This is a genomic window from Rhizobium sp. TBD182 (genome assembly GCF_001950375.1).
GTDB lineage: Bacteria > Pseudomonadota > Alphaproteobacteria > Rhizobiales > Rhizobiaceae > Agrobacterium > Agrobacterium tumefaciens.
The window spans coordinates 736,960-758,489 of the sequence record NZ_BDLN01000002.1; the positions used below are offsets into that span (position 1 = coordinate 736,960).

Annotated in this window: 16 protein-coding genes; 6 read left to right on the top strand and 10 right to left on the bottom strand. The window is 59.9% G+C overall.

The genetic code is table 11. From position 1 onward, the window contains the following. Positions 1-87: 87 nt before the first annotated feature. From cysG to T18_RS12200, 10 genes are all read right to left on the bottom strand, one after another. Positions 88-1,566, bottom strand: coding sequence for a siroheme synthase CysG (gene cysG, locus T18_RS12150; protein WP_038494424.1), 1,479 nt, complete (start codon positions 1,564-1,566; stop codon positions 88-90). Next, positions 1,538-4,186, bottom strand: a complete 2,649-nt coding sequence (locus T18_RS12155; RefSeq protein ID WP_038494427.1) for a nitrate reductase — start codon at positions 4,184-4,186, stop codon at positions 1,538-1,540. The genes cysG and T18_RS12155 overlap by 29 nt, the downstream gene beginning before the upstream one ends. 214 nt (positions 4,187-4,400) lie before the next feature. Beyond that, a complete protein-coding gene (gene nirD, locus T18_RS12165) occupies positions 4,401-4,736 on the bottom strand; it encodes a nitrite reductase small subunit NirD (RefSeq protein WP_003511593.1) in 336 nt (111 codons plus the stop codon). Between the two features lie 5 nt (positions 4,737-4,741). Beyond that, a complete protein-coding gene (nirB, locus tag T18_RS12170; RefSeq protein ID WP_038494431.1) occupies positions 4,742-7,189 on the bottom strand; it encodes a nitrite reductase large subunit NirB in 2,448 nt (815 codons plus the stop codon). Between the two features lie 5 nt (positions 7,190-7,194). Further along, the gene (locus T18_RS12175) at positions 7,195-7,992 is read right to left on the bottom strand and encodes an ABC transporter ATP-binding protein (RefSeq protein WP_003511595.1); all 798 of its coding nucleotides are present in this window, start codon (positions 7,990-7,992) and stop codon (positions 7,195-7,197) included. 13 nt (positions 7,993-8,005) lie between these two features. Then, positions 8,006-8,899, bottom strand: a complete 894-nt coding sequence (ntrB, locus tag T18_RS12180) for a nitrate ABC transporter permease (RefSeq protein WP_013761943.1) — start codon at positions 8,897-8,899, stop codon at positions 8,006-8,008. 112 nt (positions 8,900-9,011) lie between these two features. Beyond that, positions 9,012-10,304, bottom strand: a complete 1,293-nt coding sequence (locus tag T18_RS12185) for a CmpA/NrtA family ABC transporter substrate-binding protein (RefSeq protein WP_013761944.1) — start codon at positions 10,302-10,304, stop codon at positions 9,012-9,014. 377 nt (positions 10,305-10,681) lie between these two features. Beyond that, positions 10,682-11,959, bottom strand: coding sequence for a CmpA/NrtA family ABC transporter substrate-binding protein (locus tag T18_RS12190; RefSeq protein ID WP_038494434.1), 1,278 nt, complete (start codon positions 11,957-11,959; stop codon positions 10,682-10,684). Positions 11,960-11,995: 36 nt separating this feature from the next. Further along, the gene (locus T18_RS12195) at positions 11,996-12,583 is read right to left on the bottom strand and encodes an ANTAR domain-containing response regulator (RefSeq protein ID WP_003511609.1); all 588 of its coding nucleotides are present in this window, start codon (positions 12,581-12,583) and stop codon (positions 11,996-11,998) included. A 102-nt stretch (positions 12,584-12,685) separates the two neighbouring features. Further along, on the bottom strand, positions 12,686-13,339 hold the full coding sequence (locus tag T18_RS12200) for a GntR family transcriptional regulator (RefSeq protein WP_003511611.1): 654 nt from the start codon (positions 13,337-13,339) through the stop codon (positions 12,686-12,688). A gap of 263 nt (positions 13,340-13,602) precedes the next feature. Here T18_RS12200 and T18_RS12205 point away from each other — a divergent pair, with 263 nt between their 5' ends. From T18_RS12205 to amyA, 6 genes are all read left to right on the top strand, one after another. Further along, positions 13,603-14,844, top strand: a complete 1,242-nt coding sequence (locus tag T18_RS12205) for an NRAMP family divalent metal transporter (RefSeq protein WP_003511614.1) — start codon at positions 13,603-13,605, stop codon at positions 14,842-14,844. A gap of 123 nt (positions 14,845-14,967) precedes the next feature. Beyond that, entirely contained in the window at positions 14,968-15,735 is a 768-nt protein-coding gene (locus T18_RS12210) for a LamB/YcsF family protein (protein ID WP_038494438.1), read from the top strand. A gap of 11 nt (positions 15,736-15,746) precedes the next feature. Beyond that, the gene (locus tag T18_RS12215) at positions 15,747-16,556 is read left to right on the top strand and encodes a putative hydro-lyase (RefSeq protein ID WP_003511619.1); all 810 of its coding nucleotides are present in this window, start codon (positions 15,747-15,749) and stop codon (positions 16,554-16,556) included. A gap of 7 nt (positions 16,557-16,563) precedes the next feature. Beyond that, a complete protein-coding gene (locus tag T18_RS12220; protein WP_038494441.1) occupies positions 16,564-18,162 on the top strand; it encodes a 5-oxoprolinase/urea amidolyase family protein in 1,599 nt (532 codons plus the stop codon). Between the two features lie 11 nt (positions 18,163-18,173). Next, entirely contained in the window at positions 18,174-19,904 is a 1,731-nt protein-coding gene (locus tag T18_RS12225) for an acetyl/propionyl/methylcrotonyl-CoA carboxylase subunit alpha (protein WP_038494444.1), read from the top strand. Positions 19,905-20,035: 131 nt separating this feature from the next. Further along, complete coding sequence (gene amyA, locus T18_RS12230) at positions 20,036-21,523, top strand: alpha-amylase (RefSeq protein ID WP_025595302.1); 1,488 nt, start codon at positions 20,036-20,038, stop codon at positions 21,521-21,523. Positions 21,524-21,530: the final 7 nt, after the last annotated feature.

Below are 21,530 nucleotides of genomic sequence, written 5' to 3' on the forward strand. Positions count from 1 at the left end.
CCAATGTCAAGGGACGGTTTTGTGGCGCCGATCAGGTCCACTTGCGGAGGTATGCGAAAAACGTATCCGCACGGACCAGCAAGATTATTAGCCGGCTTTCTGAATTGACATCGGGACCGGCTCCGGCAGGCCTATCTCGGAAAACGCAGAGATTGCAGCACCAAACGCATCACCGATGCCGATCAATATAGGCTCGTTCACGCCCATTCGCTCAACCGCCGCAGCCAGTTGCACGAGCGAACCGCACCAGCGCTGCTCATTTTCGCGGCTGACGGAAATCATGATGGCGACGGGCGTCGAGGCCGGCATGCCATGCGCCAGAAGGGCTTCCTCGATGCTGGCAGCGGTTCGCCCGCCCATGTAAAAAACCGTGGTCACGGAAGGGTTCGACAGCGACTGCCAGTCGATATTCTCCGGCAGCTTGCCCTGTCTGGAGTGCCCGGTGACGAAGCGGACCGACTGGGCGTGATCGCGGTGGGTGAGGGAAACGCCGAGCCGCGAAGCCATGGCGCTTGCCGCGGTGATGCCTGGCACGATTTCGACCGGGATGTTTTCAGCCTCCAGCGCTGCGATCTCCTCGCCGGCGCGTCCGAAAATCATCGGATCGCCGGATTTCAGCCGCACCACCCTTTTGCCGGCCTTGGCAAGGCGGATCATCATGTCGTTAATATCTTCCTGCTTGCAGCTTTCCCGGCCGCCGCGTTTGCCAACAAGCATACGCTTCGCCTCCCGCCGCGCCAGTTCCAGCACCTCGGATGAAACGAGATCGTCGAACAGAATGACATCCGCCGCCTGCAGGGCGCGTACCGCTTTCAGCGTCAGCAGCTCGGCATCGCCCGGTCCGGCACCGACCAGCGTCACAAGGCCACGTCCCGATCCTCTCCGACCGGCCTGCGTGCCGATGTCTGTCAGCAGCCTTTCTTCGCTGCCCTCATCCAGCCTTTCGGTAAACGCCCGGTCGACAAATTTCTCCCAGAATGATCGCCGCGCCGTGCCGGGCGCGAGGCGTATATTGACCCGCTCTCGGATGGTTTGGGCAAGCGCCCCCCAATCCTTGAGAGCGTGCGGCAGCAAAGTCTCGATGCGCCGGCGAATGGCCTGCGCCAGAATGGGTGCGGCGCCATCGGTGGAGATCGACACCACCACCGGCGAACGATTGACGATGGAGCCAAACTGGAACTGGCAGAATTCCGGCTTGTCGATGACATTGACAGGCACGCCGGCAGAGCGCGCGGCATTGTAAAATCTTCCCGCCTCTTCGTCGGTTTCACAATCCGCCAGCGCCAGTTCCGCGCCTTTGAAACTATCCGGACCCCAGGAACGGTCATGCCATGTCAGCATCTGGCTTGTCGAGACGAGCGCCGCAAAGCATTCCGAAAGCTCGCTTTCCTCGCAATAGAGATGAAGTTCCGCCCCGCAGGCAAGCAGCAGTTCCGCCTTCCATGCGGCCCCATCCGATCCGCCCGCCAGCACCACGCGCTTGCCCTCAAGCCCCCAGAAGACCGGCAACTTGGCGAGCTTCTCCATGCGGTTCGGTTCATTCCGCTGCGGTTTTAAGGCATCCATCGATGATCCCCCTGATCTCGGCGCGGCAGGAGCCGCAATTGGTTCCGGCATTCAACGCAGCACCTATGGCTTCGACGCTGTGGCAGCCATTGCGGATGGCGGCCGTGATCTGGTTGACCCCGACATTGAAGCAGGAGCAGACCGTCGCCCCGGGATCGGCGCGACCGGCACCGGGACGCCCGGCGACCAGCGCAAAACGCATGCGCAAATCCTCATGGCGTTCGTTCAGCTGTGAAATCGCCCAGTTGCGGGCAACGGCCACCGGCTCTCTGGCGACGAACAGCGCTGCCAGCAAGGTATTACCGTCGAAGAAAGCAAGCCGCAGATCGCCCGTCTGCCGGTCGCTGTAACCCAGAGGCTCAACCCTGATATCGATGCCGAAAACCCGTCGCGCCCAGAGCGTCCAGTCCTGCGGCTGTTCCTCGAAGGCAAGCTCCATGCGGTAGCCGCCATCCGCCTTCGCAACTGCCCAATAGGCGCAGTCCGGCGCATCAGGCCGGGTGCGGGAGATCGCAAATCCATAGGCTTTCGCTACAAAACGTCGTGCACTCACGCCGACATTCTTCGAAGCGGGCTGACCGGAATGCGGGTCCGTGACCGCTGGCACGAGCATATCGATGCGGGCCTGCGAGGCGAACTGGTCGTTCCAGTGCATCGGCGCAAACACAGCTCCCCGTGCCTGCCTCTCGCTGACCAGAGCCCTCAGCAGGACCTTGCCGTGCGGGCTTTCAATCTCCACCAGATCGGCGCTTTCGATTCCCAGCAACTGTGCATCGCGCGGGTGAAGTTCGGCAAAGGGTTCGGCGATATGGGCGGTAAGCCGCGCGCTTTTGCCGGTGCGGGTCATGGTGTGCCATTGGTCGCGGATACGGCCAGTATTCAGCGTCAGCGGGTAGTCCGCCGATGTCCTGCCGGTCTCCGGCAGTGCCGTGGCGATGAAGCGGGCCTTGCCATCCGCATGGAAAAAGCGGCCATCCCCGAAAAAGCGGGTCGTGGCGACTTCACCGGGTTCGGCTTTTGGCCATTGAAACGGTGTCATCGTATCGTAGGAATCACGGTCGATCCCGCCGATATCGAAATCGCGGCTTCCGGCGTTCTCGAAGCCGGAGAGAGCGGCATGCTCGGCGAAAACCTCAGAAGGTTGCCGGTAGCCGAAGGCGGCGTCAAAACCCATGCGCCGTCCAACTTCGGCGATTTGCCACCAGTCGGCCCTTGCTTCGCCGGGCGCGTCAAGAAAACCGCGCTGGCGGGAAATACGTCGTTCGGAATTGGTGACCGTGCCGTCCTTTTCACCCCAGCCGAGCGATGGCAACAGCACATGGGCGTGGCGGGCGGTATCGGTCTTGGCGATGAGATCGGACACCACGACAAAGGAACAGGCCTTGATCGCCGCCTCGACGGCACCGGCATCCGGCATGGAAACGACGGGGTTGGTGGCCATGATCCACAGCGCCTTGATGCGGCCATCGGCAACCGCCCGGAACATATCCACGGCCTTGAGGCCAGGCTTCTGCGCAATCGCCGGCGAGGCCCAGAAGCGCTGCACGCGGTCGCGGTCTTCAGCGTTCTCGATCGCCATATGGGCCGCCAGCATATTGGCAAGCCCGCCCACCTCGCGTCCGCCCATGGCGTTGGGTTGGCCGGTCAGCGAAAACGGCCCCATGCCCGGCCGGCCGATGCGGCCTGTGGCGAGATGGCAATTGATGATGGCGTTGACCTTGTCGGTGCCGCTTTGCGACTGGTTGACGCCCTGACTGTAGCAGGTGACGGTTTTTTGCGTGCGTTCGAACAATTCGTAAAAGGAAATCAGTTCCGCGATTGTCAGACCGGTCTTGTCGGCAATCTCCGGCAGGCTGTGCCCGGTCGCTGACTGCATCGCGGCATCGAGGCCGACAGTGTGGATTCCAACATAAGCATTATCGAACGCGGAACTGGCGGAAAGATGGGCCAGAAGACCGGTAAACAGCGCCACATCCCCATCCGGGCGGATGGCGAGGTGCATATCGGCAATATCTGCGCTCATCGTCCGGCGCGGATCGATGACCACCACCTTCATGTCCGGCCGCGCCGCCTTTGCGGCAGCAAGCCGTTGATAGAGGACGGGATGACACCAGGCGAGATTGGATCCGGTGAGGATTACCAGATCGGCAAGCTCCATATCCTCATAGGTGCCGGGCACCGTATCGGCCCCGAAGGCGCGGCGATGGCCGGCGACCGAAGACGACATGCAAAGCCGTGAATTCGTATCGATATTCGCAGATCCGATGAAACCCTTCATCAGCTTGTTGGCGAGGTAATAATCCTCCGTCAGCAATTGGCCGGAAACGTAAAAGGCAACCGAATCCGGGCCGTGCTCGGAAATGGCCTCGGAAAATCTTGAAGCAACGAGTTGAAGCGCTTCGTCCCATGCCACACGCTTTCCGTGGATTTCGGGATGGAGCAGCCGTCCGTCGAGGTCGATGGTTTCGGCCAGAGCCGAACCCTTGGAACACAGCCGGCCGAAATTGGCGGGGTGGTCCGGATCGCCTTTGACGGAAACGATGCCGTCATCGGCAACGGTGGCGATGACGCCGCAGCCGACACCGCAATAGGGACAGGTGGTTTTCGTTTCAACGGGCATGGGTTTGCCCTCTTGGTGCGTGGCATTTACCCCCCTCTGCCCTGCCGGACATCTGCCCCTCAAAGGGGTAGATCAATTGTGGCACCGGCTCTATTTTACAGCTTGTGTCTCCGACAACAGAGATGAAGCGAGAAGCGTGCCACTTGTCGATCTTGCCCCTCGAGGGGGAGATGTCCGGCAGGGCAGAGGGGAGTATCGTCGCCAACATCTGATATCACTCCGCCGCAATCATCAAAGTTTCGAGCGCAATCGAAAGCCGCCCGTCGAGATTGCGGAGAGGAATGGTCCTCACCTCACCCTCATCCGCCCCCAACGCCTTGCCGGTCTCCAGCGAAATGACCCAATTGTGCAAAGGACATGTCACCGAAGCCCCGTGCACGATGCCCTGAGACAGCGGGCCGCCTTTGTGCGGGCAATGATCCTCGATGGCGAAGACCTGATTTTCAGCCGTGCGAAACACGGCGATCTTGCCCATAGGCGTTTTCACGCAGCGCGCGCCGCGCAGCGGAATGTCGGAAATGTCGCCAATATCGATCCAGTTGCTGTCCATCGTTCTCACTCCGCTGCCTCGTTGAAACCGATTGCCGCCATCGGCCTGAATTCGTGCTTGTCGTGGCCGGACACACGTTCCGACCAGGGATCGACCTGCGCGAATTTCTGGCTGAAGACGAAGCGGTCAAAATAGGCCCGGCGCTTGTCGGCATCGTCCATGATCTGGCGGCGGACTTCGTCGTAACCGATGCGCTTGGCCCATTTATAGATGCGCTCGAGGTAGCGCGCCTGCTCGCGGTACATCTGGGTCAACGCCACGATATGCTCCAGCGCCTCATCCTCTGTATGGACGAGGCCCAGCACTTCCGTACCCTTGATATCGAGACCGGCGGCACCGGCGAAGTGGATTTCGAAACCGGAATCGACGCAGATGACGCCGATGTCCTTGCATGTCGCCTCAGCGCAGTTTCGCGGACAGCCGGAAACGGCAAGCTTCAGCTTGGCGGGCGTCCATGAGCCCCACATGAATTTTTCGATGCGGATGCCGAGGCCGGTGGAATCCTTCGTGCCGAAGCGGCACCATTGTTCTCCAACGCAGGTCTTCACGGTGCGAAGCCCCTTGGCATAGGCCTGGCCGGAAATGAAACCGGCCTTGCCGAGATCGGCCCAGACCGCCGGCAAATCCTCCTTCTCGATGCCGAGAAGATCGATGCGTTGCCCGCCTGTCACCTTCACCATCGGGATTTCGAACTTGTCGACCACATCCGCAATCGCCCGCAGTTCGGAGGAAGATGTAACGCCGCCCCACATGCGTGGAACGACGGAATAGGTGCCGTCCTTCTGGATATTGGCATGGACGCGCTCATTGATATAACGTGACTGGTAGTCGTCGGCATATTGGTCGGGAAAATCGCAGACGAGATAGTAGTTGAGCGCCGGTCTGCACTTGGCGCAGCCGCAGGAGGTCTTCCATTCCAGTTCCTGCATCACGGCGGGAATGGTCTTCAGGCTCTTGGCCTTGATGAGACGGCGCACATCATCGTGGCCGAGATCTGTGCATTTGCACATGGGCTGCACGGCAGTGGGATTGTAGCTGTCGCCAAGCGTCAGCGTCATCAGCTGTTCGACAAGGCCGGTGCAATTGCCGCAGGAGGCGGACGCCTTGGTATGGGCGCGCACATCATCCAGCGAGGTCAGCCCCTTCGAGGTGATGACCGAGGTGATCTTGCCCTTGCAGACGCCGTTGCAGCCGCAGATTTCCGCATCATCCGGCAAGGCTGCAACGGCCGCCATAGGGTCCAGCGGGGACCCTCCCTGATAGGCCTGGCCGAAGATCAGGGTTTCGCGCATGGCGGAAATGTCGGTCGATTTCTTCATCAGGTCGAAGAACCACGAACCATCCGCCGTCTCGCCGTAAAGAACCGCGCCGATGATGCGATTTTCCTTGAGGATCAGGCGCTTGTAGACACCGGCGGTGGCATCGCGAAGCACGATTTCCTCGCGGTCGTCACCCTCGGCAAAATCGCCGGCGGAAAACAGGTTGATGCCGGTGACCTTAAGTTTGGTATTGGTGACCGAACCATGATACTCGGCTGAACCGCCGCAAAGCCGGTCCGCCAGCACCCGCGCAGATTCATAAAGCGGCGCGACCAGCCCGTAGCACATGCCGCGATGCTCGGCGCATTCGCCAAGCGCATATATCGAGGCATCCGACGTCATCATGCCATCATCCACGACGATGCCGCGATTGACGGCGATGCCGGCTTCCTTGGCGAGACCCGAGGCGGGACGGATGCCGACCGCCATCACCACCATGTCGCCTTTAATGACGCGGCCGTCTTCCAGCTCGATGCCTTCGACCTTCTCCGCGCCGAGAATGCATTTGGTATTGGCCTTGGTGATGATGTCGATGCCGCGCTCGTTCAGCGCCTTTTCCAGAAGATAGGCCGCTGCCGGATCGAGCTGCCGCTCCATGATCGTCGGCATCAGATGGATGACGGTGACGTCCATTCCCTGGCGCTTCAGCCCATAAGCTGCTTCCAGACCCAGAAGGCCGGCGCCGATGACGATGGCGCGACCCTTGCCTTCGGCGATTTCAAGCATCTTCGTGACATCGTCGAGATCGCGATAGGCGAGAACGCCCGGCAATTGATGGCCAGGGACGGGAATGATGAAGGGCAGGGAACCGGTGGCGATCACCAGCCTGTCGTAGGAAACGGTGATGCCGTTTTCGCTGGTTACGGTCTTGTTGTCGCGGTCGATGCCGGTGACCTTGGCGCCCTTGTGCAGCGTCACATTGTTGGACGCGTACCATTCGTCATTGTGGATGACGATATCTTCATAGCTCTTTTCGCCTGAGAGTACTGGCGAGAGCATGATGCGGTCGTAATTGACGCGCGGCTCGGCGTTGAAAATGGTGACGTCGTAGAGGCCGGGGGCGGTTTCGAAAAGGTTTTCCAGCATGCGCCCCGGCGCCATGCCATTGCCGATGATGACGAGTTTTTGCGCCATGGTGGTTACTCCGCAGCTTCGACGAAGCGGTGACGTTCGTAAAGGAACTTCAGCACGGCCTCGCGGCATTTGAGGTAGGTCTTGTCGGATGCAAGCTCGATGCGGTTGCGCGGGCGCGGCAGCGGCACGTCAAGCACTTCGCCGATATGGGCGGCGGGACCGTTGGTCATCATCACGATACGGTCGGAAAGCAGCACCGCCTCATCCACATCGTGGGTGATCATGACCATGGTGTTGCCAAGCCGGGCGTGGATTTCCATCACGGCGTCCTGAAGGTGGGCGCGAGTCAGCGCATCCAGTGCGCCGAAAGGCTCGTCCAGCAGCAGGATTTTCGGCTCCATGGCGAGCGCCCGGGCAATGCCGACGCGCTGTTTCATACCACCGGAAATTTCAGACGGTTTCTTGTCCTTGGCATGGGCCATCTGCACGAGATCCAGATTGCGCATGACCCAGTCGTGGCGTTCCGCTTTGGTCTTGGTACTGCTGAAGACCTTCGCGACGGCCAGGTTGACGTTTTCATAAACCGAAAGCCAGGGGAGCAGGCTGTGGTTCTGGAAGACGACGGCGCGTTCCGGGCCAGGTTCGTTGACCTCGCGGTTTTCCAGAAGCACGACGCCTGCTGAGACTTTGGTCAGCCCGGCGATGAGGTTGAGCATGGTGGACTTGCCGCAGCCGGAATGCCCGATGACCGAGACGAATTCGCCCTTGCCGATGGTCAGGTTGATGCCTTTCAGCACCTCGGCGCGCGAACCGCCCTTGTCGAAATATTTGTCGATATGATCGAGTTTCAGATAAGCGTTCATGATGGTCGCCCTTTTAGTTGGCCGCAGCGCCGCGGGTGATGACCTTGCCGAGCGCCGCTACCAGCTTGTCGAGCATGAAGCCGACAACGCCGATGTAAGCGAGCGCCACGATGATGTCGGGCAGGCGCGAGGAGTTCCACGCATCCCAGATGAAGAAGCCGATACCGACGCCGCCGGTCAGCATTTCCGCAGCCACGATGGCGAGCCAGGAGAGGCCGATGCCGATGCGCAGACCGGTGAAGATGTAAGGCGCGGCCGACGGCAGCATGATCTTGAAGAAGAATTCGATCTGGTTGAGCCGCAGCACCTTCGCAACGTTGCGATAATCCTGCGGAATGTTGCGCACGCCGACCGCCGTATTGATGATGACGGGCCAGATGGAGGTGATGAAGATCACGAAAATGGCCGACGGATTGCTGTCCTGAAAGGCGGCAAGTGAAAGCGGCAGCCAGGCGAGCGGCGGCACGGTGCGCAGGACCTGAAAAATCGGGTCGAGGCCGCGCATGGCCCAGATCGACTGGCCGATGACCGCACCGAGAATAATGCCGGCGATGGCCGCAAGGCCGAAACCGTATGCCACACGCTCCAGCGAGACCAGCACGCGCAAGCCGAGGCCGATATCCTGCGAACCATTATGGAAGAACGGCGATACGATGAGATCGTAGCTTTCCTCGAATACCTGGCTTGGCGGCGGCAGGGACGAGCCGGGGGCGGAACAGAGCACCTGCCAGACGCCTAGCAGAACGGCGAGGACGACAAATGGCGGTATGATATTGCGGGCCGCCGCAGCACCCAGTTTACGCAGATTGAACCGCGAGGGATGTTTGGGCGGAAGGGTCACGACGTTTGCCTTTTGTACCACCGGTTGCTGCGGCTGTTCCTTGAAATTTCGAGCCAATGCGGACATGGCGTTTCCTTTGGATTTCGGTTGCGGTCAGGGTCTCGCCCCTCATCCGGCCTTTGGTGTCCAACTTTAAATGGCAACCCGGCGGAGGAGGGGCGACACCCGTGTCTCCTCCTCAGGAGGCTGCCTTGATGGAAAGACTTTCGAGATAGGCCGACGGGTTTTCGGGGTCGAAGACCTTGCCGTCGAAGAAGGTTTCCTTGCCGCGCGACGTGGAGGCGGGAATATCGGCAACACCGAGATCCTTTGCAGCGTCGCGCCAGATGTCCTCGCGGTTGACCTTGGCAACCAGCGCCTTCACGTCCGTATCGGGTGCAAATTTACCCCAGCGGATGTTTTCCGTGATGAACCAGCTGTCGTGGCTGCGGAAGGGATAGGACGCGTGATCCTGCCAGAACTTCATCTGCAGACCGGTATTTTCCAGCACGCGGCCGTTGCCGTAATTGATATTGCCCTTGAGGCGGCCAAGAACGTCCTTCGGCGGCACGTTGAACCATTGGCGCTTGCCGAGGATCGTGGACATCTCCTCCTTGTTCGCCATCTCATCGCACCATTGCTGGGCCTCCATCACGGCCATCAGCAATGCCTTGGTGGCGTTGGGGTTCTTTTCCACCCAGTCGGCGCGCATGCCGAGCGCCTTCTCGGGATGCCCTTTCCAGAGTTCCCCGGTGGTACAGGCAGTAAAGCCGATGCCCTGATTGACGAGTTGCTCGTTCCAGGGTTCGCCCACACAGAAGACGTCCATATTGCCGACCTTCATGTTGGCGACCATCTGCGGCGGCGGAACGACGATGGTGGAGACGTCCTTGTCCGGGTCGATGCCGCCGGCGGCCAGCCAATAGCGGATCCACAGATCATGCGTGCCGCCGGGAAATGTCATGGCAGCCTTGATTTCCTTGCCTTCTGCCTTCTTCTTCTCGAAAGCTGCCTTCAGCTTGGACGCGTCGAGCTGAACGCTGGTTTCAGCATATTCCTTGGCGACGGAAATACCCTGGCTGTCGAGATTGAGGCGGGCGATAAGCGCCATCGGCACAGGCACGTTGTTCTGCGTCACCTTGCCGGTATGCATGAGATAGGGCATCGGGGTCAGGATATGCGCGCCATCAATGCCGTTCGATGCGCCGCCGAGCACGAGATTGTCACGTGTCGCACCCCAGGATGCCTGTTTGAGAACCTCGACATCCGGCATGCCATGCTTGGCGAACAGTCCCTTTTCCGCCGCGATGATAAGCGGGGCGGCGTCGGTCAGCGCGATGAAGCCGATTTTCGCGCCCTTCACTTCCGGCTCAGCCGTGGCTGCGAAAGCGCCTGACGGAAAAGCGGTGCGCACGGCGGTAACAAGAGCTGCGGCGGCTGTCGTCTTCAGTATGGTGCGGCGGCTGACATCGCCCGAGAATATCTTTTTCATTCGCATCTTCCCCTTATTGGACCACCGCATGGGTGGCGCGTTCGCTTGCGAAAAAACCTGAAAATAAAAAAAACGCCGCTCGGAGTTTGCGCCTTCGGAACGGGAAATGTTCCGGGCAGCAAAACCTTGCGACGTCTATGTCTGTGAAAGCGCTTATGCCGCGCCCTGCTCGCCCCGATCGCCGTTGACCAGTGCAAAGACGACGACGCAAGAGGCGTGCCAGTTTTACTTATGGAAGCTATCGCCTTGGAAAAAAACGGAATTTCCGAGATTGAATCGGACGATTAAATTTTAATCAGTAGGAATTTTGTCTATGGTTTGCGCAAATGGATAAATTCCGCGCTTGAAATTTGCGCAGCTTGCCCGGCCGACGGCTGTCAGGCCTCGCCTTGGGAGATGGAAAACGAGGCAGAACTGCGCACGGAAAAGCCATTCACATATCCAGCAATGTCTGCGGGATCGAAAACAAAACCGTCCACGAACCGGTCACCCGCCTCCTGCCCTTCGACTCGAATATCGGCATCATCGGGCGCATTGGCATCGCCCAGTGCCGCCCGATAAATATCTGGACGGTAAGCGGACAGGGTGGCCTCCACACCACCTTGCGAAAACTCCGTCTGCCCCCAGCGGATCATCTGGCTGTAAATCCACAATGCCTGGCTCTGGCGCGGATAATTGGCATGGCCGCCGTGGAAGAGGAAATATTTGTCGATGACCCGGCGGTTGCCCTGGCTGTCGATGTTGAATTCACCGGCAAGCACATGGCGGATGATGCTTTGCGGCGCACCGATATAACGCGGATCGGCAAGTATCCTGCTCAGATCATCGTGATTTTCCGCAAGGTCGCACCAACGTGCGGCGGCATCGAGCGCAATCAGCAGCCGGCTGACCGTTTCCTGCTGGCTTTCAGCCCATTCAGGCCGCATCCCGATCACCTTTTCCGGCGCGGACGGCCACAAATCCTGCTTGGCGGCGACGATCCTGCCCACACCGCGCTCGGCGGCAACGATGTTCCACGGCGCACCGACACAGAAACCATCTATGGCGCCCGCCGCCAATGCGTCCGACGTCAATGGCGGTGGTACGACCACCAGTTTGACATCGTGATCGGGATGAATGCCACCAGCGGCGAGCCAATAGCGAAATTCGTAATTGTGCGAGGAAAACGGGTAGGTCATGCCGAGCGTCGGTGTAGCTTCGCCCCGCGCTCGCATGTCATCCAGCACCTGCTTTAAGGCCTTCGCATTTTCCAGCGCCCCCGCCGTTTCGGAAAGCCCCGTCAACGCCTTCATCCGGGCAAAAAGCCGCGTCGAAAGCGTTATCGCATTGCCGCCGCGCCCAAGTGAAAACGGCGTGATCGTCGGCGAAGGGTTCGAGCCGAGTCCGAGCATGGAGGCAACGGGCATTGGCGACAGCATATGGGCAATGTCGAATTGCCGGAATGCCAGCCGGTCGCGCACATTCGCCCAGGACACATCCTTGACGAGATCGAGCGTCAGGCTTTCGCGCTCGGCAAAGCCGAATTCCGCCGCAGCAATGAGGACGGACGCATCGACAAGAGGAATAAAACCTGCCCGCAGGATTTTTTGCCGGTCGCTGCCAACAATTGCCGGCGTGCCCGCTTTTGAACCGGCCGATTTTTCCTGTGCCGCCATATCATACACTCCTCGACTGTCCCGCCGGCGGGTTCGTTACATCAACAGACCGGCCGCGGTGACCACGCTTTGCGCGATCTCGGATATTTTCTTTTTCTCGTTCATCGCCGTTTGCCGCAGAAGCGCAAAAGCCTCCTCTTCGGACAGGCCACGCATTTTCATCAAAATGCCTTTGGCGCGCTCGATGACCTTGCGCTCCTCAAGCGCCGATTTTGCTTCGGCAAGTTCCTGTCGCAGACGGCTGAAAGCGTTGAAGCGGCTGACCGCCATATCGAGGATGGGTTTGACGCGCTCTTTCTTCAGCCCGTCAACGACATAGGCGGAAACACCGGCCTCAACGGCCGCCTCGATGGACGCAGTATCGGAGCGGTCGACAAACATGGCGATCGGCCGGCCGACCGTGCGTGTCAACTGAAACAGATGCTCCATCATGTCGCGATTGGGATTTTCAAGGTCGATGAAGATGACATCGGGCTGCAGCGTCTCGATGGTCCGCGCCACGCCGTGCACCTCATGGATGAGCGTCACGCGATTATACCCGGCCTCGCGCAGCCCCTCCTCGATGATCGAGGCGCGGATCGCGTTTTCGTCTATAACGAGAATGGTGAGGTCGCGAAGCGTCATGTCGGCATTGATGACGCACCGCAACAAACTTGGCAATCAGGCGCCGATATAAAAATGGAGCGGACGTGCAAGGGACGTTTTCATCCCGCTCCGCCTGATTTCTCAGGACGCCCGTTCGAGCGCCTTCAAAACCGTCCGCTCGGAAAGATTGAGATAGATTTCCATCTCGTCACCGGCCTCAGCCGCCTTGCCCTCTTCCATCAGCGACAGGATCTTGCTGTTCATGTCCACAAAGGGGGAATGGAGCTGCTCCGGGTCTTTCAGCAGGCCGAAACAAAGCCTGAGCTCAGCGGCGATTCGCTCGTAAAAATCGCTGAGACGAGCGCTGTCGAGAAGGTCGACCACGGCGGCGTGAAACTTCATGTTGGCGCTGCCCACGCCTAACCAGTCTGCCTGGTCGCGCTTTATCCTGGCATCATCGACCGCCGTGCGCATTGTCCGGATGGCCGGGTGCTTGTGCCAGGCCTGACGCAGCGCCCCGCATTCCACCATGCGCCGCACCCTGTAAATATCAATCACCGAAGCCAGGGTGGGAACGGCGACAAAAACGCCGCGATTGGCCTCGTGACGCAGCAGACCATCCTTGGTCAGGAGACGAAAGGCTTCACGCAGCGAATTGCGGGAGACCTCGAAACGTTCGCTGAAGGCTGCTTCCGAAAGACGCTGGCCCGGCATCAGTTCACCGGAGATCAGCAGGGTGCGAATACCCTTTGCCAATCGATCCGCAAGCGGCAGACCCTCTATCGTTTCCGTCATGGCGCTTTCCTTAAGAGCAATGCAACGTTGGGAATTCCGTGACAGGCATGTTCGGACACGGCATGATTGCCCATAGCACAAAGCTTCAGCAAAGCGCCAAAAAAACGTGATGAATTCATACTCATAACGTCCAACAAATAGACAAAATAAAAGAACGATTATCATTTATTGTTGAACAATATTGACAATCTCACGGAACAAGACAAGATCGGTGGCATAAAGCATCCGCGAGGGGCGGATTGCGACAGGAGCGGAGAAAATCCATGGAGCAGAAAAAGCTCACCCCGACTGCCGATCTCAAAATGTCAAAACGTGCATCTCTTCTGGGAGCAATCTTCCTGATGGCAACATCTGCTATCGGTCCCGGCTTCATCACGCAGACGGCGACATTCACCATGCAGCTTGGTGCCGCATTCGCCTTCGGCATTCTTGCTTCCATCCTCATAGACTTCGTCGTTCAGCTCAACATCTGGCGCATCGTAACGCTGACGCGCATGCGTGCGTCCGACATCGCCAATGCTGCCATTCCGGGCTCCGGCTATCTTCTCGCCATTCTCGTCATCATCGGCGGCCTTTTCTTTAATATCGGCAATATTGGCGGCACCGGCCTCGGCCTGAACGCCATCTTCGGGCTCGATCCGAAAATCGGCGGCGCCATCAGCGCAATCTTTTCCATCGCCATTTTCGTTTCCAAACGGGCTGGCCTCGCCGTCGACCGGTTCATCATTTTCGCCGGTATCCTGATGATCGTGCTGACGCTCTACGTTGCATTCGTATCCGCGCCGCCGGTCGGTGATGCCTTCCGCCAGACATTCCTGCCGGACACAATCAATTTCGCGACCATCACCACCATCGTCGGCGGCACCGTTGGCGGCTACATCACCTATTCCGGCGCGCACCGTCTGCTGGACCGGGGAATGGTCGGCATTGAAAACCTGCCCGCGGTAAACCGCGCCGCTCTGACCGGCATCGCTGTCACCGGCATCATGCGTTACGTGCTGTTCCTCGCCATTCTCGGCGTTGTCGCTAGCGGCGTCGTCATCGATACATCGGGCCAGGCCGCCAATCCCGCCGCACAGGCTTTCCGGTCGGCCGCGGGCGATCTCGGCTTCCGCCTATTCGGCATCATCTTCTGGGCTGCGGCCATCACGAGCGTCATCGGCGCGGCGTATACCTCCGTCTCGTTCCTGCCCGTGTTCAAGCAGGACATGACGGAACGCGCCCGCAACATGGCGACGGTCATCTTCATCGCTGTCTCGCTCGTCTGCTACCTGCTCATCACGACCCCGCCCGCCGCCATGCTGGTCTTCGTCGGCGGCCTGAACGGTCTTATCCTGCCCATCGGCCTCAGCATCTTCCTGTTTGCCGCATGGAAGCGCGAAGACCTGATGGGCGGCCATCGCTACTCGCGCATTCTGCTCGGGCTTGGCGTTCTGACATGCGCATTGACGTGGTACATGGGCTACAAGTCCGCCGGCACCATTTTCGGCCTGCTCGGCCTCTAATAAACTAGAGCGTTTCCGCATTTCGGAGAAAAGCGGAAACGCTCTATATATTTGTTATTACGCATTTTCCCGAAGCAAAACCGCTACGCACTTTTGCTGGAAATGCTCTAAAGGGAGGCAAACATGGCCGCTATCGATCTCAACAGCGATCTTGGCGAAAGTTACGGCGCGTGGCGCATGGGAGACGACGAGGCGATGCTTGCCATCGTTTCCAGCGCCAATATCGCCTGCGGATTTCACGCAGGTGACCCGGCCGGGATTTACCGCACCGTCAAGGCCGCTGCCGAAAAAGGCGTGGTCGTCGGGGCCCATGTTTCCTACCCGGACCGCGTCGGCTTTGGCCGCCGCGATCTGGATGTGACCTCCGAAGAGCTGATCGCCGATGTCATCTACCAGATCGGTGCACTAAAGGGTGTCGCCGCCGCAGCCGGAACCACGGTGCGTTACGTGAAGCCACATGGCGCGCTTTACAACCGCATCGCCAATGACGCGAAACAGGGACAAGCGGTCATCGACGGTATAAAGGCCGTCGATGCCTCGCTGATGCTGATGGGCCTTGCCAATGCGCCCATCCTCGATCTCGCCCGCAAGGCAGGCCTTGCCGTCGTCGCGGAAGCCTTCGCTGACCGCGCCTATACGCCAGAAGGCCAACTCGTCTCGCGCCGCGAGGCGGGCGCCGTACTGCACGACGCTGCCAAAATCGCCGACCGGATGGTGCAGCTTGCCCGCGAAGGAACACTCGAAGCCATCGACGGCAGCAGCATCAAGATCGAAGCACAATCCATCTGCGTGCATGGCGACAGCCCCGGCGCGGTGGCGATCGCCCAGGAAATCCGCCGCCGTTTCGACGCCGAGGGCATCGAAATCCGCTCTTTTGCATCCATTCTCTAAAAGGGCGACCAATGACGATACCCTTATCCTTTCTGAGCCACACCAATGCGGATGCCGCCCGGACGGCCCGCGCCGATTATCGTGGCGGCCTCGTTGCACCGACCTCCGGCATCGCTCCCGGTTTCACGCAGGCCAACATGATCGTGCTGCCGCGCGACTGGGCCTTCGATTTCCTCCTCTATGCGCAGCGTAATCCCAAGCCCTGCCCGGTGCTCGATGTTTCAGATCCCGGCTCACCAACCACGCTTCTTGCCCCCGGTGCCGATCTCAGGACCGACCTGCCGCTTTACCGTATCTGGCGGGACGGCAAACTTGCCGAGGAAACGGCGGATGCGACCGCCGCATGGGCAGAGCGTGACGATCTCGTCGCTTTCCTGATCGGTTGCAGCTTTACCTTTGAAACGCCGATGGTCGAAGCGGGTATCGAAATCCGTCACATGACCGACAAAAGCAACGTTCCGATGTATCTGACCAACCGCCCCTGCCGGCCGGCCGGCCGATTTAAGGGCAACATGGTCGTTTCCATGCGACCGATCCCGGCTTCGCGCGTGGCCGATGCCGCGACAATTTCAGGACGTTTTCCGGCGGTTCACGGTGCGCCCGTGCATGTCGGCGCGCCGGAAGAAATCGGCATATCGGATCTCGCGAAACCGGATTTCGGTGATGCGGTGCGGATCGAACCCGGCGAGGTTCCAGTTTTCTGGGCCTGCGGCGTGACGCCTCAGGCTGCAGTCATGGCGTCCGGCGTGCCGTTCGCGATTACCCATGCGCCCGGGCACATGTTCATCACCGACATTCCCGATTCTGCCTATCACGCGTGAGGATATGATGCGTTTTCTCCCCGTCAGCCTCACCACCATTCTCGTCGAACTTGCCGATCTCGATGAAACGCTGGCGCTGTTCGCCTCGCTTCAGAACGATCCGATTGAGGGCATCGACGAAACGGTTCCGGCTGCCCGCACCCTGATGATCCGTTTCCGCCCCGAAAAGATTGGCGCAGAGGCGCTGGTTGCACGGCTTTCCAGCCGCGATCTCTCCGCAAAAATCGCGCCCTCGGACAATCTGGTGGAAATCCCCGTCCATTATAACGGCGAAGATCTGGCCGACGTTGCCGAACTGACCGGCATGAGCATCGACGAAGTCATCCGCCGCCATACCGAAAGCGAATTCACCGTGGCCTTCTGCGGTTTCGCGCCCGGCTTCGGTTATCTGGTTGGCGGCGATACGGCTCTTCACGTGCCGCGCCGGCAAAGCCCGCGTACCCGCATTCCGGCGGGTTCGGTGGCGCTGGCTGGCGCCTTCAGCGGCGTCTATCCGCAAAACAGCCCCGGCGGCTGGCAGATCATCGGCACCACCCCGGTGAAGATGTGGGATATAGACCGTGATCCCGGCGCGCTTTTCCAGCCGGGTTATCGCGTGCGTTTCTTCGATATGGACAAGGCCGGAAGAACGGTTGATGTTCCCACCTCAGCGCCGCGCACCGCCCGCCCTGAGATGACAAGAGAAGGCCCGCATTTCGAGGTGCTCGCGGCCCCCATGCCCGCCATTTTTCAGGATCTCGGCCGCTTCGGCCAAACCGGACAGGGCGTCTCCGCCTCCGGCGCACTGGATCGTGGCGCGTTTAACGCCGCCAACCGTATCGTCGGCAATCCCGTTAACTCGCCGTGTCTCGAGCTGACGCTCGGCGGCTTTTCCTTCAAAAGCACGAGCCGCGCCGTCATCGGCATTGCGGGCGCGCCCTGCCCCATCACCGTCAAGACCGCAGATCGCAGTTTCACCGCACAAACCCATGTTCCCGTGTCTCTCGAACCCGGCGATATCGTAACCTTGGGTCAGCCGCCGAAGGGCATGCGCTGTTATCTTGCTGTGCGTGGCGGGTTCGATGTCGAGCCCGTGCTGGGCAGCTATGCGACGGATACGCTCGCCGTAGTCGGTCCAGAAAGCGTGACTGCGGGCACTACTCTGCCGCTGAAGGGCGAAAAGACAGGACTTTCCAGCGTGTCTGTCGACGAGGCTCCGGCCTTCGATCCGCCGGCAACCGGCGATATTGTGACGCTCGACGTGGTTCTCGGACCGCGTACCGACTGGTTCACGCAAAAGGGCCTCGATACGCTGACCGGCCAGCTCTGGCAGGTCACGCCGCAATCGAACCGCGTCGGCATCCGCCTTGCCGGCGAAGTGCCGATGGAGCGCAGGGACAGTGCCGAATTGCCGAGCGAAGGCACGGCCACCGGAGCAATCCAGATTCCCCATAGCGGCCAGCCCGTTCTTTTCCTTGCCGACCACCCGTTGACCGGCGGCTATCCCGTCATCGGCGCGGTCGCAGAATACCATCTCGATCTTGCGGGGCAAATCCCCGTCAATGCCAAAATCAAGTTCCGCCCGATCGGCCCTTTTGCCGAAATCGCGGCGGCTAAAAGTCTGTAGGGAGAATAGCGATGAAAAAAGTGCTGATTGCCAATCGCGGCGAGATCGCGGTGCGGATCATCCGCGCATGCCGTGATTACGGCCTGCAGTCGGTTGCCGTTTATGCCGATCCCGATCAGAATGCGCTATTCGTTCGGTTGGCGGATGAGGCCTATGCGCTGGAAGGCGTCCGCCCCGCCGAAACCTATCTCGATATCGCCAAGCTGATCGCGATTGCCAAACGCGCCGGCGCGGATGCCGTGCATCCCGGTTACGGCTTTTTGTCCGAACGCGCCGAATTTGCGCAGGCGGTTATCGATGCCGGCCTTAGCTGGATCGGCCCCGACCCACATGTCATTGAAGCGCTGGGCGACAAGGTGGAAGCGCGGCGCATCGCCACCAGCGTCGGCGCACCGCTGGTGGCCGGCAGTGACGGCCCCGTCTCTACCGCCGCCGAAGTCACCGCTTTTGCCGAAGAATACGGCCTGCCCGTCGCCATCAAGGCGGCGCATGGCGGTGGTGGGCGCGGCCTGAAGGTCGCATGGAAGATGGAAGAGATCGCCGATCTCTACGAATCCGCCGTTCGCGAAGCGACCGCCGCTTTCGGTCGCGGCGAGTGCTTTCTCGAACGCTTCCTCGACCGGCCCCGCCATATCGAGGCGCAGGTTTTGGCCGACAAGCACGGCAATGTGCTGGTGCTGGGCACCCGCGATTGCTCGCTGCAACGTCGGAACCAGAAGCTGATAGAGGAGGCTCCGGCCCCGTTCCTGTCTGCCGAACAGCGACAAAAAATCCACGACGCGGCAAAGGCGATCTGTGCCACCGCGGGCTATTCCGGTGCCGGCACCGTCGAATTCCTGCTCGGCGTTGATGGCACGATTTCTTTCCTGGAGGTCAATACGCGCCTGCAGGTGGAACATCCCGTTACCGAGGAAACCACCGGTATCGATCTCGTCATCGAGCAGTTCCGCATCGCCGAAGGCCACACCCTGCGGGTGGTTGAAACGCCGGAACCGCGCGGCCACTCTATGGAATTCCGCATCAATGCCGAAGATCCCGGCCGAGGATTCCTGCCAACACCCGGCACGATCTCGATTTTCGATGCTCCTTCCGGCCCCGGCATCCGTATGGATAGCGGCGTCGTCAGCGGCTCCAGCGTGCCTGGCGTATTCGACTCGCTGATGGCGAAGCTCATCGTTACGGGTACCGACCGCGATCAGGTTCTGCGCCGCGCGCGCCGCGCGCTGAAAGAATTCCGTATCGAAGGCATTGCCACGGTTCTGCCGTTCCATCGCGCCGCAATCGAGACGGACGACTTCATCGGCACCGACGGTTTCAAGGTTCATACCCGCTGGATCGAGACCGATTTCGCCGCCATGCCTGACGCCATGGAACGTCCTGCACCGGCTGAAGACCCTTCCATCACGCGCACCTTTCTGGAAATCGACGGCAAGCGTGTTTCTGTCGGCCTGCCGAACCTGCTGCTCTCCGGCCTCGGCGCTGTCAGCGGCGGCAATGCCGCTGCCCCCGGCGCGTCGGTCAAGGAGAAGGAAGGTGAAATTATCGCTCCCGTTTCCGGCACCTTGCAATCGTTCAAGGTGACCGATGGCGAAACTGTTTCCAAAGGCGATCTTCTGGCCGTCATGGAAGCCATGAAAATGGAAACGCAAATCGTGGCGACGAAGGCCGGCAAGGTCCGCCTGATCGTCAAGGAAGGCGACTATCTTCAGGCGGGCGCGGCACTTCTCGAAATTGCGGAATAACGCATAGACCAGGCCACCGGACCCATCAGGGAAGGTGGTCCCTCACAATCGAAGTTTGGTCAATACGGCGGCGGAACCCTTTCGCCGCCGGGCCGTTTATGGCGCGACCTGCTAACCATCATGAGGGAAATATGGCCGGACGCACCTTGCTTCAATTCTTCCATTGGTACTATCCGGACGGAGGGAAATTATGGAGCGAGGTGGCCGAAAAGGCGGAAAGCCTTGCCCGAATGGGTATTACCGACGTCTGGCTACCGCCGGCCTACAAGGGTTCTGCGGGCGGTTTTTCGGTAGGTTACGATACCTATGATCTCTTCGACCTTGGCGAATTCGACCAGAAGGGAACAGTCGCGACCAAATACGGTGATCGCGCTGCCCTCGAACAGGCCGGTCGGACGCTGAAGGAAAACGGCATCCGCGTCATTCACGACGTGGTTCTCAATCACAAGATGGGCGCGGATGAACGAGAGAAGGTGCGGGTTCGCCGCGTCAATCCCGATGACCGCACCGAGATAGAGGACGAGGATTTCGAGGCGCACGCCTATACGCGCTTCACCTTTCCCGGCCGAAACGGCACGCATTCCAAATTCATCTGGGACCTGAAGTGCTTCAGCGGCGTCGACCACATCGAAGAGCCTGATGAGGACGGCATTTTCCGTCTCGTCAACGAATATGGCGACGGCGAATGGAATGAGGAGGTCGACGAGGAAAACGGCAACTTCGATTATCTCATGGGCGCGGATGTCGAATTCCGAAACAGGGCTGTGTACGAGGAACTGAAATATTGGGGCCGGTGGCTTGCCGAACAGGTGCAGGTGGATGGTTTCCGTCTGGATGCGGCCAAACATATTCCGGCATGGTTCTTCCGCGACTGGGTAGGCCATATGCGCGACACGATTAATCCCGACCTCTTCGTTGTGGCGGAATACTGGCACCCCGATATAGACGCGCTGAAAAGCTATCTCGATCTGGTCGACAAGCAGCTGATGCTCTTCGATGTCGCCCTTCACCACCGCTTCCATGACGCTTCCAAGCAGGGCGGCGATTTCGACATGCGCACTATCTTCGATGGTTCGCTGCTTTCCGCTGTTCCAGATCACGCCGTCACGCTTGTCGACAACCACGACACGCAGCCGCTGCAATCTCTGGAAGCGCCGGTAGAACCCTGGTTCAAGCCTCTGGCCTATGCGATCATTCTGCTGCGCGAAGAAGGTGTGCCTTGCGTCTTTTATCCCGATCTTTTCGGTACGACGTATACAGACACCGGCAATGACGGCAACGACCATGAGATCGTCATGCCGGCTATCGAATGCCTTCCGAAGCTCATCGAGGCACGCAGCCGCTTTTCCAACGGTGCCCAGACGGATATTTTCGACGATCCGAGCTGCGTTGCGTTTATTCGCCACGGTACCGCCGATGAGCCGGGCTGCGTTGTGGTGATGTCGAACGGCGAGGCGGCGGAAAAACAGATAGATCTCGGCCCTGAGCAGGCGGGAGCTGTATGGCGCGATTTCCTTGGACACCGTCACGAACAGATCACCCTTGACGAGCATGGCAAGGGTCTGTTTTCCACCAATGGCGGCAACGTCAGTGTCTGGGTTCCGGCCGACGTCGAGTAGGAACAAT

Bases quoted from the DNA above. Each gene is read 5' to 3' on its own strand.
- amyA (WP_025595302.1), top strand. From the start codon at position 20,036: ATGGCCGGACGCACCTTGCTTCAATTCTTCCATTGGTACTATCCGGAC.
- T18_RS12175 (WP_003511595.1), bottom strand. From the start codon at position 7,992: ATGAACGCTTATCTGAAACTCGATCATATCGACAAATATTTCGACAAG.
- ntrB (WP_013761943.1), bottom strand. From the start codon at position 8,899: ATGTCCGCATTGGCTCGAAATTTCAAGGAACAGCCGCAGCAACCGGTG.
- cysG (WP_038494424.1), bottom strand. From the start codon at position 1,566: ATGGATGCCTTAAAACCGCAGCGGAATGAACCGAACCGCATGGAGAAG.
- T18_RS12225 (WP_038494444.1), top strand. From the start codon at position 18,174: ATGAAAAAAGTGCTGATTGCCAATCGCGGCGAGATCGCGGTGCGGATC.
- T18_RS12220 (WP_038494441.1), top strand. From the start codon at position 16,564: ATGCGTTTTCTCCCCGTCAGCCTCACCACCATTCTCGTCGAACTTGCC.
- nirD (WP_003511593.1), bottom strand. From the start codon at position 4,736: ATGGACAGCAACTGGATCGATATTGGCGACATTTCCGACATTCCGCTG.
- T18_RS12185 (WP_013761944.1), bottom strand. From the start codon at position 10,304: ATGAAAAAGATATTCTCGGGCGATGTCAGCCGCCGCACCATACTGAAG.
- T18_RS12210 (WP_038494438.1), top strand. From the start codon at position 14,968: ATGGCCGCTATCGATCTCAACAGCGATCTTGGCGAAAGTTACGGCGCG.
- T18_RS12200 (WP_003511611.1), bottom strand. From the start codon at position 13,339: ATGACGGAAACGATAGAGGGTCTGCCGCTTGCGGATCGATTGGCAAAG.
- T18_RS12215 (WP_003511619.1), top strand. From the start codon at position 15,747: ATGACGATACCCTTATCCTTTCTGAGCCACACCAATGCGGATGCCGCC.
- T18_RS12190 (WP_038494434.1), bottom strand. From the start codon at position 11,959: ATGGCGGCACAGGAAAAATCGGCCGGTTCAAAAGCGGGCACGCCGGCA.
- T18_RS12155 (WP_038494427.1), bottom strand. From the start codon at position 4,186: ATGCCCGTTGAAACGAAAACCACCTGTCCCTATTGCGGTGTCGGCTGC.
- T18_RS12205 (WP_003511614.1), top strand. From the start codon at position 13,603: ATGGAGCAGAAAAAGCTCACCCCGACTGCCGATCTCAAAATGTCAAAA.
- T18_RS12195 (WP_003511609.1), bottom strand. From the start codon at position 12,583: ATGACGCTTCGCGACCTCACCATTCTCGTTATAGACGAAAACGCGATC.
- nirB (WP_038494431.1), bottom strand. From the start codon at position 7,189: ATGGCGCAAAAACTCGTCATCATCGGCAATGGCATGGCGCCGGGGCGC.